This window comes from Saccharopolyspora sp. NPDC045839, assembly GCF_056431645.1.
On record NZ_JBWKKH010000045.1, the window covers coordinates 55,407 to 69,550 of the forward strand.

The 14,144-nt window shown below is 71.4% G+C and carries 12 protein-coding genes; 8 read left to right on the forward strand and 4 right to left on the reverse strand.

The genetic code is table 11. The features are described from left to right. Positions 1-21: 21 nt before the first annotated feature. Entirely contained in the window at positions 22-705 is a 684-nt protein-coding gene (locus AC07EQ_RS38835) for a FadR/GntR family transcriptional regulator (RefSeq protein WP_478392802.1), read from the reverse strand. Positions 706-883: 178 nt separating this feature from the next. Between AC07EQ_RS38835 and AC07EQ_RS38840 the strand changes: the two genes are divergently transcribed. Then, positions 884-2,599: a 2-isopropylmalate synthase gene (locus tag AC07EQ_RS38840; protein WP_478392803.1), complete on the forward strand. Its 1,716-nt coding sequence runs from the start codon at positions 884-886 to the stop codon at positions 2,597-2,599. 306 nt (positions 2,600-2,905) lie between these two features. Here AC07EQ_RS38840 and AC07EQ_RS38845 read toward each other — a convergent pair whose 3' ends face one another. Then, positions 2,906-3,844, reverse strand: a complete 939-nt coding sequence (locus AC07EQ_RS38845) for a zinc-binding dehydrogenase (RefSeq protein WP_478392804.1) — start codon at positions 3,842-3,844, stop codon at positions 2,906-2,908. Positions 3,845-3,921: 77 nt separating this feature from the next. Between AC07EQ_RS38845 and AC07EQ_RS38850 the strand changes: the two genes are divergently transcribed. Next, positions 3,922-4,566: a TetR family transcriptional regulator gene (locus tag AC07EQ_RS38850; protein ID WP_478392805.1), complete on the forward strand. Its 645-nt coding sequence runs from the start codon at positions 3,922-3,924 to the stop codon at positions 4,564-4,566. 44 nt (positions 4,567-4,610) lie between these two features. On the opposite strand, the gene AC07EQ_RS38855 is transcribed toward AC07EQ_RS38850, so the two are convergent. Continuing rightward, entirely contained in the window at positions 4,611-5,465 is an 855-nt protein-coding gene (locus tag AC07EQ_RS38855; RefSeq protein ID WP_478392806.1) for a helix-turn-helix transcriptional regulator, read from the reverse strand. A 100-nt stretch (positions 5,466-5,565) separates the two neighbouring features. On the opposite strand from AC07EQ_RS38855, the gene AC07EQ_RS38860 reads away from it, so the two are divergent. The 4 genes from AC07EQ_RS38860 (at position 5,566) to AC07EQ_RS38875 (ending at position 9,088) form a co-directional block, all read left to right on the forward strand. Next, complete coding sequence (locus AC07EQ_RS38860) at positions 5,566-6,108, forward strand: YceI family protein (RefSeq protein ID WP_478392807.1); 543 nt, start codon at positions 5,566-5,568, stop codon at positions 6,106-6,108. A 478-nt stretch (positions 6,109-6,586) separates the two neighbouring features. Beyond that, positions 6,587-7,174, forward strand: coding sequence for a M23 family metallopeptidase (locus tag AC07EQ_RS38865; RefSeq protein ID WP_478392808.1), 588 nt, complete (start codon positions 6,587-6,589; stop codon positions 7,172-7,174). A gap of 252 nt (positions 7,175-7,426) precedes the next feature. After that, positions 7,427-8,239 (forward strand): SLATT domain-containing protein, encoded by an 813-nt coding sequence (locus AC07EQ_RS38870; protein WP_478392809.1) that lies wholly within the window; start codon positions 7,427-7,429, stop codon positions 8,237-8,239. 162 nt (positions 8,240-8,401) lie between these two features. After that, positions 8,402-9,088, forward strand: a complete 687-nt coding sequence (locus AC07EQ_RS38875; RefSeq protein WP_478392810.1) for a hypothetical protein — start codon at positions 8,402-8,404, stop codon at positions 9,086-9,088. Positions 9,089-9,222: 134 nt separating this feature from the next. Here the strand turns inward: AC07EQ_RS38875 and AC07EQ_RS38880 are convergent, their stop codons facing one another. After that, positions 9,223-11,838, reverse strand: coding sequence for a PEP/pyruvate-binding domain-containing protein (locus AC07EQ_RS38880; protein WP_478392811.1), 2,616 nt, complete (start codon positions 11,836-11,838; stop codon positions 9,223-9,225). A gap of 168 nt (positions 11,839-12,006) precedes the next feature. Here AC07EQ_RS38880 and AC07EQ_RS38885 point away from each other — a divergent pair, with 168 nt between their 5' ends. Beyond that, positions 12,007-12,246, forward strand: coding sequence for a hypothetical protein (locus AC07EQ_RS38885; RefSeq protein WP_478392812.1), 240 nt, complete (start codon positions 12,007-12,009; stop codon positions 12,244-12,246). Positions 12,247-12,419: 173 nt separating this feature from the next. Continuing rightward, positions 12,420-14,039 carry an MDR family MFS transporter gene (locus AC07EQ_RS38890; RefSeq protein ID WP_478392813.1) on the forward strand — a complete coding sequence of 540 codons (1,620 nt, stop codon included), beginning with the start codon at positions 12,420-12,422 and terminating at the stop codon, positions 14,037-14,039. The last annotated feature ends 105 nt before the right edge of the window (positions 14,040-14,144 follow it).

Consider the following 14,144-nt stretch of genomic DNA (forward strand, 5'->3'; position numbering starts at 1 on the left):
CCGTCGGATCCACAGTGGACGTCATGGTGCCGGGTGGACGTAGGAGAGGATCTTCGCGAGGTGGTTCCGGGCGGCCAGGCCCGCGGCCTCGGGGTCGCCGGCCCGGATCGCCTCGGCGATCTCCTGGTGCTCGTGCTGGTCCACCGGTCGTTGTACGTCGGATTCCCGCATCAGGCCCAGCATGTCGAGCATCGCCTCGCGGACGCGCTCGGCCAGGGAATCGAACAGGCCGGTGATGATCGTGTTGTGCGCCGCCTCGGCGATCGCGCGGTGGAACGCGAGGTCGGCGTCCACGAACTCCTCCGGCCCGGCGTGCTGGAGCGCCTCGCGCCGGGTGGCCGCGGCGGTGATCGCTGCGAGGTCCTCGTCGGTGCGCTTCGCGGCCGCGAGGCGGGCGGCCTCCACCTCCACCGCGATGCGGCCCTCCGCCACGTCCGAGATCACCGCCTTGCGGACGGTCGTCGCCCAGTCCTCGACGGGATCGGTCCGGATGACGTAGACGCCGGAGCCGTGGCGGGATTCGAGCAGCCCGCGACCGGCGAGTTCGCGAACCGCCTCCCGGACCGTGGACCTGCCGACGCCGAACTCGGTGGCGAGGGAGGTCTCGCTCGGGATCTTCCCGCCGACGGGCCAGTCGCCCGAGCCGATGCGCTGCAACATCGCCTCGGTTGCCTGCTCCGACAGCGGGTATCGACGCAGCGACACGGACGGCCTCCCGAATTATCAGGTTGTCTGAGGACCTGACCTATTGTACGTTGCCTGTCATGTGGTTGGGAGCTCGCGGCCTTAGCGGCCGCGGCAGGGGCTGACCGGACCGGCGCCCCCTGTCGCGGGGTGTTGCCGCGCGCCGGTGGAGACCGTCCGAAACCCCGGAAGGCAAGACATGACCTCCCCGCACATCGCCGCGCGCTGGAACCCGCAGCAGCCGTCGGGAATGCCGCACCACCGCTACCGGAGCGCGTTCGACCGCGTCGCCGTCCCCGAGATCGACCGGACCTGGCCGCGCAACCGCATCGAGCAAGCGCCGCTGTGGGTTCCCGTCGACCTGCGCGACGGCAACCAGGCGCTGGCCGAACCGATGGACCCGGCGCGCAAGCGGCGGTTCTACGAGATGATGACCTCGATCGGCTACAAGGAGATCGAGGTCGGATATCCGTCCGCGTCGCAGACCGACTTCGACTTCGTCCGGCTGCTGGCGGAGGCGGACCTGGTGCCGGACGACGTCACCGTCGCGGTGTTCACCCCGGCCCGCCGGGACCTGATCGAGCGCACCTTCGAATCCATCGCCGGCCTGGACCGGGTCGTCGTCCACATGTACACCCCGACCGCGCCGCTGTGGCGGGACGCGGTGCTGCGCAGCGGCCGCGACGACCTGCGGGAGTTGATCCGGAAGGCCGGCGAGGACGTGCTCCGCTGCGGCGGGGACCGGCCGGGGATCCGGTACGAGTTCTCCCCGGAGGTCTTCAACCTGACCGAGCCGGACTTCGCGATCGAGGTCTGCAACATGATGATCGACCTGTGGGACGCGAGCGCGGACCGCCCGGTGATCATCAACCTGCCCGCGACGGTCGAGGTCGCCACGCCGAACGTCTACGCCGACCAGATCGAGCACCTGAGCAACAACCTCGCCCGGCGGGACGACGTGATCCTGTCGGTTCACCCGCACAACGACCGGGGCACCGGGGTCGCGTGCGCGGAGCTGGCGGTGCTCGCCGGTGCGCAGCGCGTCGAGGGCTGCCTGTTCGGCAACGGCGAGCGGACCGGGAACGTCGACCTGATCACGCTCGCGCTGAACCTGTACTCGCAGGGCATCGACCCCATGATCGACCTGTCGGACATCGATTCGGTCCGGGACACAGTCGTGCACTGCAACCGGATCGGCGTCCACGAACGGCACCCGTACGTCGGCGACTACGTCTACACCGCGTTCTCGGGAACGCACCAGGACGCGATCCGGAAGGGGTTCCAGCGGCACGCGCTGGGCGCGCGGGAGAGCGGCGTCCCGGAATCCCAAGCCCGCTGGGAAGTTCCGTACCTGCCGATCGATCCCCACGACGTCGGCCGGGACTACGAGGCCGTGATCAGGGTGAACAGCCAGTCCGGCAAGGGTGGCATCGCCTACCTCATGCAGACCGAGCACGGGCTGGACCTGCCGCGCGGGTTGCAGGCGGAGTTCGCGCAGGTGGTCCAGCGGCACACCGACGCGACCGGCGCGGAGGTGGACGCGGCCACGCTGTGGAAGCTGTTCGCCACGACCTACCTGGAGGACCCGGACCCGTCGATCGCGTTGACGGGCTGGTCGGTGAACCACGGGCCGTCGGGTGACCGGCTGACCGCGACGATGGAGGTCGGCGGCGAGGCCACGACGCACGAGGTGACCGCGGAAGGTGCCGTGTCCGCGCTGGTGCAGGTGCTGGAGGAGCACGATCGGACGGTGGACATCGTGAACCTCGTCCAGCAGTCGATCGAGCCGGGACGCGCGGCGCGCGCCGCGACGTACCTGGAGTACCGCACGGCGGAGGGCACTGCGTGGGCGGTCGGGATCGATGTCTCGGTCATCGCGTCGAGCCTGCGGGCCGTGATGGCCGCCGCGAGCTGAGACCTGGTGAGCCGGGCCGTGTGTGTTTTGTGCTGCTATAGCAGCACAAAACACACACGGGTCACAGGCTGGCGTAGATGTCGCGGTACAGCCGCAGGGCCCGGGTTTCGAGGTCCGCCGGGTCCTGACCGGCGAAGCGGTCCGGGCGGAGGTGCCGAGGCGATCGCCGTGGTCGCGCGCGTAGACGTGCTGCTCGGGCCAGCGCACGAACACGTCCTCGGGCAGCTGCGCCGCGATCGATGCCCCGACGATGCCCGCCCCGATTACCACGATCTTCCTCGCCATGGCAACGAACCTACGTGGCCCTCAAGAGATTTCGAGGACCGCCTTGCCGTGCAGGGTCCGGCCGAGCAGCGCCTCGATCGCTTCCGGGGCGCGGTCCCAGGCGCCGCGCCAGGACACCTGCGGGTCCAGGTCGCCGGTCGCGATGCGCTCGGCCAGCCAGGTCAGATCCGGTGCCAGGCCGGTGCAGCGGAGCAGGAAGAACGTGGCGATCGTGCGGTCGTGCCGCTCCGGAGCGCCGAAGAGCGCGCCGAACGGGAAGTTCTCGCCCTTGCCGGTGGTGTGCCCGACCGCCACCAGTGTGCCGCCCTCGGCGAGCCGGTCGTGGGCGGCCACCAGCTGCTCGCCGCCGACCAGGTCGACCACACCGTCCACTGTGGCCGATTCGGCCGGATTGGACACCACCTCGTGCGCGCCGAGCGCGCGCAACCCGGCACCGTGCGCGGCCGGATTCCCGGTGGAGGCGGTGACGTGCGCGCCGCCCATCCGAGCCAACTGCACGGCATATCGCCCGGTCCCGCCGGTGGCGCCGGTGACCAGCACTCGCTTGCCGAGGATCGGGCCGATCCGGTGCAGCGCGCGCAGTGCGCTCGCGCCGGCCACCGGAATGGTGCTGATCGCGCCGAGGTCGGCGCCCCGCGGGACGGTGCCGATCAGGTGGGTGTCGACGGCTCGGAGTTCGGCCCATGCGCCGTCCGGGGCCAGGGTGACGACCGGCGTGCCTTCGGCCGGGCCGGAGCCGTCGGCCGCCGCGCGCTCGACGATTCCCGCCGCGTCCCAGCCGAGGACGCTGCCGTCCGGGGATTCCTCCAGGATGTGCCGCACTTCGCCGTAGTTCAGGGAGGTCGCCGTGACCCGCACCAGCGCCTGGTTCGGCGCGGGAACGGGGTCCGGGGCCTGGCCGAGGCGGAGGCCGCCGGGTGCCGAGCGGTCGACGAGCAGTGCGCGCATGGTCCCTCGCATGAAAGTGATCCAGTAACTTATGTAACTGAGTACCATAAGTTTCCGAGTTACACTAGGGCTCGGGTAATCTGTCCGCGATGAGCGCCCCGTCCCGCCCCGTCTCGCTGCGCGAGCGCAAGAAGCTGCGCACCCGGCAGGCGATGATCGACACCGCCCTGGCGAAGTTCACCGAGCAGGGCTTCGACGCCACGACGGTCGACGAGTTGTGCGAGGCGGTCGAGGTTTCCAAGACCACGTTCTTCCGCTACTTCGGCTGCAAGGAAGACGTGGCGCTGGCACCGACCGAAGACCTCTGGGCGGAGTTCCTGGCCGACCTCGAAACCCGCGAGCCGGACGACCGCCCGCTGCTGGAGGCCGGGCAGGACGCGTTGCTCGCGGCGCTGCAGCGGATGCCCGCCGAAGGCTGGGCGGAGCGGGTGCTGCTCAGCAGGCGGCTGGCCGCCGCGACGCCGTCGATGGACGCGCACGGCCTGCAGTTCTGCGGCCGGACCACCCGTTCCGCGATGGAGACCCTGCACCGCCGCTTCGGGCTGCCCGATCAGGCCGACGTGCGCGCCCGCCTCGTGATGGACCTGCTGGTCGCCGCGTTCCACTGCGCGATGGAGAGGTGGCTGGCGCGGGAGGATTCGCACACCCGCGACGACCTGGTCGACTGCGCCCGGCACGCCTTCGCCGCGATCCCGGGCGTCCTCACGCTCTCGCCGGGCGAGTGGCGTTCGTGAGTGCCGAGTCCGGGTAAGAACCGGACTCGGCACTCACGAGCAGGTCAGCCGGAGACCGCCCGGAGGGCGCCGGGCTGGCGGCCGTCGAGGCGGTCGAGCGCCGCGGAGGTCGCTTCGTCGGCAGGCAGGTAGATGATCATCCGCTGGTCGGCGTCCGGCAGTTCCACGATCTCGAAGTCCAGCAGCAGCTCGCCGACCTCGGGATGCACCCAGCGCTCCGCGCCGGTGCGTTGGAGCACGGCCGCGGGCGTCTCGAACCGGCTGGTGAAGGACGCCCCGGCGGCAGCGGTCAGCTCCGCGGCGAGGCCCGCGGAGTGCGGGTCGTCGACGCGGAACCCGAGCTTCAGGAAGTTGGCGAGGCCGTCGGCGATGCGCGCCCACTCGGGATGCGCGACGCGGGCGCGGTCGTCGGTGAACACGTAGCGCAGCAGGTTCGGCGCATCGGTGTCCAGGACGCCGAGCGGCCCCGCCAGCCGCCGGTAGCCGCCGGTGCACGCGAGCACGTCGCAGACCCGGTTGATCACCAGTGCCGGGCCGGGTTCGAGCCGGTCGAGGATCGCCTGCACGTTCGGGCGCACGGCCTGGCCGGGCGGCTCGGCCACCCGCGGGCACAGCGCGGTCGGTTTGTCGTGGCCGAGGATCAGCCACAGCTGCTCGCGATCCTCGGTGGACAGCCGCAGGGCGTCGACGATGGCGCCCAGCACCTCGGGGGACGGGTGGCGGTCCCGGCCCTGCTCCAGCCTGGTGAGGTACTCGACGCTGATCCCGGCGATCGTGGCCAGTTCGGCGCGCCGCAGCCCGGGCGTCCGCCGGCGGGGCCCGGTGGGCAGGCCCACCTCGGCCGGGGTGATGGCCTCCCGCCGGGCGCGCAGGAAGGCCCCGAACTCGTTGTCGCGCACGACCGGAACCTACCTGCCCGCGGCGCGCCGGTGGTGGCCCTGCCGGGGACAGTCTCAGCGCGGTCTCCCTCCGCGGCGGCGAGCCGGGCAGGTTCGAGCCATGACGACTGAAACGACCGCACTGCCCCTGAAGACCGGCCGCTGGGCACTGGACCAGCTGCACTCCTCGGTCGGCTTCGCGATCCGCCACCTCGGGGTTTCGAAGGTGCGGGGCCGCTTCGCCGAGGTCGACGCCGAGCTGGTGGTCGGCGGGACGCTCGACGGCAGCGCGATCAACGCCACCGTCGCCGTCGCGTCCATCGACACCGGCAACGCCGACCGCGACGCGCACGTGCTGGCCCCCGACCTGCTCGACGTCGAGAAGCGCCCGACGCTGGCCTTCCGCTCCACCCGGCTGAGCGGCGAAGGCGAGGACTGGACCCTCGAAGGGGAGCTGACCATCGGCGAGGTGACCAGGCCGATCGCCTTCGACGTCGAGTTCGGCGGCGTGCAGGACCTCCCCGACGGCAGCCGGCACGCCGGGTTCGAGGCCAACGGTGAGATCCGCCGCCGCGACTACGGCATCAACTTCGGTCCCGGCGAGGCGCTGCTCGGCGACGTGGTGAAGATCCAGCTCGACGTCCAGTTCGTCGAGCCGAAGTGACCGGGCGCGAGCCTCCCGGGCGGTCCGGGAGGCTCGCGGTCGCGCACCCGGCGGCCGGGGCTGCTACCCGCACCGCCGCGCGGGCCCCTTTCTAACTCGATCGAGTGTCTGCCAGTCGGGTGGTGTGCCGACCGGGGAGGTGACCGGGCGGAACGGACGCGCCCGACACCCTCCGTGGTCGGGTGAAGGGGCTTCGGGTCCGGGCCACGCGCCGTTCACCGGGACTTGTGACCACTGTGGACGCTCGGTGTCGGCTTCGATTCCTTGTGGTGGATTCGCCGACACCTGCGTGCGGGACACCGTGAATTGCCCATCCTTCATGCCATTGAGCCAGTTCCCAATGCATTTCCGCCGCAGTTCGGCTCCAATCTTGCCCGGAACCGCTCGCCTGCCGGATTCGAATGACCGGCGATCAGGTGCGGAATTCGGCCCGGCCGCCGCGTGAATACCGCGGCGGCGGGAGGAGTGGAAAAGCGCAATGGCAATGCGAGAGAAGACCGCGGCCGCCGTGTTGACCGGCCTGCTCCTCGGCGGCGCTTTTTGCACCGCAGGAGCCCTTGCCGCCCCGGTTGTGCAGGATGCCCACCGGCAGCCCCCGAAGCCCAGGCCCGGCCTGGCCGCGCACTTCGCCGCGCGCTCGCCCGCCAAGCCCGCGCCAGCGGACGAGTCGGACGAGGCGTGGGTATCGCCGACGGACGGCGAGATCAGCAGCGGCTTCGGCGGCCGCTGGGGCACCATGCACAACGGCGTGGACATCGCCAACGACATCGGCACGCCGATCCGCGCCGCCGCCCGGGGCATCGTCATCGATTCCGGCCCGGCCTCCGGATACGGCATGTGGATCAGAATTGCGCACCGCCGCGACGTCGTTTCGATTTACGGCCACATCGACGAGGATTTCGTCGAGGTCGGGGAACAGGTGCGCGCCGGGGAGCAGATCGCGACCATGGGCGATCGGGGCGAATCCACCGGGCCGCACCTGCACTTCCAGATCGAGGTGGCCGGGCAGCCGGTGGATCCGGAGCAGTTCTACCGCACCGTGGACGCCGAGCTGACGCACCGGTAGTGCACCCCCGGCCGGCCGGCGCCGCTGTCAGAGTGGCAGGCCCAGGAAACCGCCCACGGCGTCGGACGCGGCAGCATTCGCTGTTATTACTGCGCGTTATCGATCGTGCAGCGCCGCGCGAACTCAGCGACGATCACCCGGCACATCCGGCAGTGGACCGATCGGCCGAATGGATCATCACCCTCCTGGCCGATTGTCGTGGTGCTCCGGGAGCTACTTCGATCGCATTAACGCGCTGGAGGGATCGATGTGATGGAGCGAGTGGATGCGGCCGGGATCGTCGGCGGTGGGGTGCTCGCCGGGGGCGGCCGGCCGGCGGACTGGGAGCGCCGGATCGCCGAGCGGTCCGAGGAGCACTACCGGGCGCGGCTGGTGCAGCGGCTGCTGCTGGTCTGGGCGGTGCCGGGCAACCTGTTGCTGATCGGCGCGGCCGCGGCCGCGCTGTGGTTATGGACGTCCGCACTGCCCGCCGCGATCGTGTTCGCGCTGGCACTGGCCTCGCTGGCGGTGTCGGCGAAATTCCTCTACCAGCAGCACTTTAAGGTTCGCGCGGTGGAATCAGAACTCCGCGCGCTGGAGTACGCGCACCGCGAGCACCTGCTGGACGAACTGGGGCCTGGGGATCTGCTGGGGGCGCACAAGCGCTACCGGGCGCAGCTGCCGGAGCTCATCGAGCGCTACCGGGGCGAGGCCCGGCGGGACCGCTGGAAGGACAACGTCCTGCAGACGGTGGTCATCGGCGGCTCGATCGTCGCCGCGACCGCGACGGCGGCATCGATGTCCGTTGTGGACTTCCGGTGGGTCGCGGTGGCGTTGTGCCTGCTGGTGGCGGTGGCGGCGGCGTTCGCCGGGCATGCCAAGTACCGCGACCGGTCGGCCGCGTGCCAGCAGGCCGGCGACGCGCTGGAGCGCGAGTACGAGTCGGTGGAGCTGCGGGTGGGCCGGTACCGGCGGTTCGACAGCGAGAGCGAGGCCTACGCGGAGTTCGCCGACGCGGTCGAGTCGCTGCGGGCCGAGCGGGCGTGCCGGTTGCCGTCGGCATCGACGGAGGGGATCGGCCAGTAATCACTTCCGCGTCATGTACACGAAAGTGAAGTTATTTAGCGGGAAACGATCACTGATTGTCCACATTTCCCACTTATGTGATCGCTGAATGGTGGTGGGTGATCCTTCCGTAATCTCCGGCCCGGCGCACAGGAATCGGCCTGTGCAGAGAGGAGCATTGCGATGAAGCGCACCCTTACCGCAGCGGCCGCTGTGTTGGTCGGCGGCGCCGGCGCGGTCGGCTTCGCAGCTACCGCGAACGCGGCCGAGACCCCGCAGCTGCCCGCGGAGCTGCCCACGGACAACAACCTCGCGCAGACGGCGTACCACTTCGGGGGCACGCTGCACTCCGCGCAGCAGACCGTGGGCGACGTCGTCCCGGTGGAGGAGCACCTCGCCGGCCGCAGCGGCGGCGACCCGCTCGGCGGCGTCACCGGTGCGCTCGGCGGCGTGACCGGCGGCAAGAGCCTCGACCCGAGCAGCGCGCTCGGGGCGACGCCGGTCGGCGACGTCGTCCCGGCCCTGCAGGTCGCGCCCGTGGCCCGCTCCGGCGGCCCGGCCAACGACCTGCTGCCGGTCGGCGCGGACTCGGCGCTGCCGGGCGGGCCGCAGACCAAGCCCGCGCAGCAGGAGGTCGACATGGTCGGCGAGGCGGTCCACGGCGTGGCGTCCACCACCCCGCTTGCCGGTAGCCAGCTGCCGCTGTCCCGCAGCGGCGACGCGCTCGGCGGCCTCACCGGCCCGCAGGGCCCGCTGGGCAGCCTGGCCGGCCTCCCGGTCGGCAAGACCGACCCGACCACGGCGCTGGACAAGGTCAACGACGTCGTCAGCCACGGCCCGCTCGGCGGCGTCAACCAGCTCGGCGCCTGACCGCGCCCGCCACACCGGACGTCGACAACCGAAGAACGCGATCGACTGCACCGCTGCACCGGCGGACGCTTCCGCCGACGGCGCCCCCGATGACGATTCGATGGCCCCTGCCGAACCGGCGGGGGCCATCGTCGTCAGGCGAGCTCGACGGTTCCGGCCGAGCCGTGCACGGTGATCCGCTGGCCGTCGGCGATGCGGGTGGTGGCGTCGGGAACGCCCACCACCGCGGGGATTCCGTACTCCCGGGCCACCGTCGCGCCGTGCGAGTTCGGCCCGCCCATCTCCATCACCAGGCCGCCCGCGGTCAGGAACAGCGGCGTCCAGCCCGGATCGGTGGACGGCGCGACCAGGATCTCGCCGGGCGCGAGCTGCGCGCGGACCGGATCGTGCACCACGCGCGCCGTCCCGGTCACGGTGCCCGCCGAAGCCGAAGTCCCGGCCAACTGGCCGTCGACCGTCGCCACCGGCAGCGCCGCCTCGGGCTCGGTGCCGTCCGAGAGCAGCACGCGCGGCGGGTTCCGGCGCCGCAGCTCCCTCTCGTGCGTTTCGCGGCGCCGGGCCACCAGATCCCGGTGGTCGGCGCCGGAGATGGCCGCGTCGATCTCCTCGTATTCCAGGAAGAACACGTCGTCCGCGCGTTCCAGGCGGCCCTTCGAGGCGAGTTCCTCGCCCACGGCCTGCAGGTGGCGGCGGGCGTTCGCGATCGCCAGCACGATGCAGTACTTCGGCAGTTCACGGAGCCCGGCGAGCTGCCGCACCCGGTCCACCACGAACCCGGCGACCCGTGCGCGCAGCGGGTTCCGGCGCCGCAGCCGGGACACGATCTCGGCGGCCGTCCGCTCCGCCTCGGCCACACCACGCCGGTACTGCTCGTCGGCGTCGTGCCCGCTCTCGCCCGTCCGCACGTAGTTCGAGACGAGCCCGAGCACGTGCGTCGGGTCCTCCGACCAGCGCGGCACGCCGACGTCGATCTCCGCCACCGTCCGGTGCCCGTTGCGCGCCAGGAAGTCACTGAGTCCACTTTGGACATCGGTGGGCAGCGTCCGGTGCCGGTAGCGCGCGGCGAGTTCGTCGGGGGAGGATTCGCCGAACAGCCGGGCGGTTCCGGGATCCCGGCGGGCGAGCTGCGCGATGCCCCACAGCTCCAGGTCCATCTCGGTGGTGACGTTGTGCGGGATGCCGCGCAGCACGATCTGCACCTCCTCGGCGGTGGCGGCCCGGCCGACCAGCTTCGGCAGCAGCCGGCTGAGGAGGAGGACGGGCAGCATCCGCGGCGGGATCTGCGCGATGCGCGGGACCGCGACCTCCGCGATGCCCCGCCGCGCCGCGGCCAGCCGCTCGCGCGCGGACGACGGCTCGTCGGCGGCCAGGGCCGCCCGGATCTCCGGCACCATGCCGAAGAGCCGCTCGCGGGTGCGCGCGGGATCGCGCAGCGTGCGCGCCAGCCCGATGGGCGCCTTGGTGTGCAAGAGGATTCCGCCGATCCGGCGCAGCAGCGGCCACGGGATCTTCGGGTTCAGGGGAAGTCGCGGATCGTCGAGCAGCGACTCGAAGACCTTGCCGGTGCGGGCTTCGGCCACCGCGAACACCCGGGGGCCGATGGCGCGGCCGATCCGGCCGCGGGTCATGCCGGTGATGTCGGCGAACAGCCAGCCGTCGGCCTGTCGCCACAGCTTCGGGCGGTGGCCCTCGGCGGGGATGCCGATGTTGCGCATCAGGTTGGTGAGCATCAGCGCCAGCGTCGCCGCGCCCAGCGGCGTGATCGGCCGGTAGACGCCCTGCACCACGTTGATCGACAAGTAGACGTGCAGGCCGCCGAGCGGCTCGGCGGGCAGCGGGAACAGCGTGGTGACCGGCCGCGACTGCGTCAGCCAGACGGTGCCGTCGCCGTCGATGGCCCACTCTATGTCCTGCGGCGCGCCGTAGTGCCGCGCCACCTCCGCGCCCAGCGCGGCGAGCGCCGCGGCCTGGTCTTCCGTGATCGACGGCAGATCGGCCTGCTGCGCAACGGATTCCGTGCCGCCGCCGGGTTTCGGCCGGATGCCGGCGGGCTTGTCGCCGAGCCGCTTCGCGGTGACCCGGCCGGACTCCACCACGAAGTGGTCCGGTGTGACGGCGCCGGACACCACCGATTCGCCGAGCCCGGTGTTCGCGTCGATCACGGCCTCGGACCGCCGCCCGGTGACCGGGTTCGCGGTGAACAGGACGCCTGCCGCGGTCGCGTCCACCATGCGCTGCACGACGACGGCCAGCCGCACCGTGCGGTGGTCGATGCCGTTGGCGGCGCGGTAGGCCACGGCCCGGTCCGTCCACAGCGAACTCCAGCAGCGCCGCACCGCGTCCAGCAGAGCCTCCTCGCCGACGACGTTCAGGTAGGTGTCCTGCTGGCCGGCGAAGCTGGCGTGCGGCAGGTCCTCGGCGGTCGCGGAGGAGCGCACCGCCACCGGTGCGTCCGGGCCGAGTTCCGCGTAGGCGGCGGTGATCGCGGCGGCCAGCCCGGCCGGGAGCTCGGCGCCGGCCAGGCGGGAGCGGATCTCGGCGGCCGAGCCGGGCAGCCGGTCCAGCAGGTCTTCGGCCGGTTCCCGGCAGACCTCGTCGTAGGCGCGCGTGCTGATGCAGAAGCCGGGTGGCACCCGGAAGCCGGCCGCCGACAGCTCGCCCAGGTTCGCGGCCTTGCCGCCGACGAGCTCGCCGTCGCCGGCGCCGATCTCGCCGAGGTCGAGCAGGGTCCGGGTCTCCAGGGTGCTCATCGCATACCTCCCTCGCCGTTGGGAGCAAGGTAGCTCGCCGATGGCCAAAAAATCAACATGTGTTGAATTTTCGCTGGGCCATTCGGGGGATATCGATGGCCGTCGCATCACGAGCCGGGCCGAGCGCCATTCCTCCTCCCGAGGAAGGGAGCGGGGATGCATTGGTGGATGGCGGTAGCGACGATGTCCGGTCTGGTGGTGCTCGCCCCGGCGATCTGCAGGCAGCTGCGCCGGCGGCGCGCGGTGGCGCGGGCGCGGACCGAGCTCGCCTGGTTCTACCAACCGCGCTCGCCGCGCGAGCGGTTCACGCCGGGCAGCGGCAAGCACGCCGCGACGGCCCCGGTCGTCGTGCTCCGCCGGGCCGACGGCACGACGCTGGGGATGGCCCGGCCGTCGCGACGGCGCTGACGTGGTCCAGGGCACAGGAAACGAAGTTGCTTCGCATTTCATCCGAGGTCATGCTTGACCGCGCCAACTAGTTGAGTGCTGCAAGCAAATTTCTGGGGATGTTCGTGCCGCAGCGCTCCCGCCGGCCTCGCACGCCGGCCCATCCCGAGGAGCAACCCCTGGAAGGGAAAGCCATGTCGGAAACGGCTGTGCCCCCGGCGCAGGCCCCGGCACCCGCACTGACCCACCGCCAGATCCTGACCGTGATCACCGGCCTGATGCTCGGCATGGGCCTGGGCGCGCTCGACCAGACCATCGTCGGCTCGGCGATCCGGGTCATCGCCGACCAGCTGCACGGGCAGACCGCGCAGGCCTGGGTGACCACGGCCTACCTGATCACGGCCACGATCACCACGCCGCTGTACGGCAAGCTTTCCGACATCTACGGCCGCAAGCCCCTCTACCTGACCGCGATCTCGCTGTTCCTGGCCGGCTCGCTGCTGTGCGGGATGGCGAACTCGATCTACGAGCTCGCCGCGTTCCGCGCCATCCAGGGCCTCGGCGGCGGCGGGCTGATGTCGCTGGCGCTGACGATCATCGCCGACATGGTCCCCGCCCGGCAGCGCAGCCGCTACCAGGGCTACTTCATGGCGGTGTTCGGCACCGCCAGCGTGATCGGCCCGGTGATCGGCGGCCTGTTCGCCGGCCTGGACAGCTTCCTCGGCATCGACGGCTGGCGCTGGGTGTTCCTGGTGAACCTGCCGGTCGGGCTGGCGGCGCTGGCCGTCGTCGCCAAGGTGCTCAACGTGGCCACCGAGCGGGTCCGGCACCGCATCGACTACCTGGGCGCGGTGGCGCTGGTCGTGCTGCTGGTGCCGCTGCTGACCGTCGCCGAGCAGGGCCGCGAGTGGGGTTGGCTGTCGTCGACCTCGCTGACCATGTACGGCATCGGCGCGGTCGGCCTGCTGCTGTTCGTGTTCGCCGAGAACCGGATGGGTGCCGAGGCCCTGCTGCCGCTGCGGATGTTCCGGCAGCCGTCGTTCCGGATGGGCAACCTGCTGAACTTCCTGGTCGGCATCGGCATGTTCGGCGGGCTGAGCTCCGTGCCGCTGTACCTGCAGATCGTCAAGGGCCTGAACCCGACCGAGGCCGGGATGATGCTGCTGCCGATGACCGCCGGGATCATGGTGTCGACCGGCGTCGTCGGCAAGCTGATCTCCAAGACCGGCCGGCTGAAGGTGTTCCCGATCGTCGGCGCCGCGTTCATGGCCACCGCGCTGTTCCTGTTCAGCCTGATCGGCGTGGACACCTCGCTGGTCCAGGTGGGGCTGACGGCGGTGATCATGGGCGGCGGACTGGGCATGCTGATGCAGACCCTGACGCTCGTCGTGCAGACCGGCGCCACCTCGCGCGACATGGGCGTGGCGACCGCGTCGGTGAACCTGTTCCGGCAGACCGGCGGCACCGTCGGCGCGGCGGCCTTCCTGTCGGTGCTGTTCAGCACGGTCGGCGGGCGGATCGCGGACTCGACGCGCGCGGCGTTCGCCACGCCGGAGTTCACCGCCGCGCTGCGCGACCCGGAGGTGCTGGCGAACCCGGTGAACCGGACGTTCGCCGAGGCGCTGCAGTCGGGTGGCGCGGCCGGGATCGACATCAACGACACGTCGTTCCTGTACGGCCTGGACCCGCGCCTGGCGCGGCCGGTCCTGGAGGGCTTCGCCAGCTCGATGGACACGGTGTTCTTCGTCGGCGGCTGCGTGGTGCTGGTGGCCTTCGCACTCACCTGGTTCCTGCGCGACATCCGACTGGACTGACGGCGCCGCAATTTCAATGAGCCTTTTTCATCCTGCTTCGTGTTCGAGGGTGAGGATGGCTTGGGCGAGGGTGCCGACTTGGTGGGGGCAGCAGCGGACGCGGTC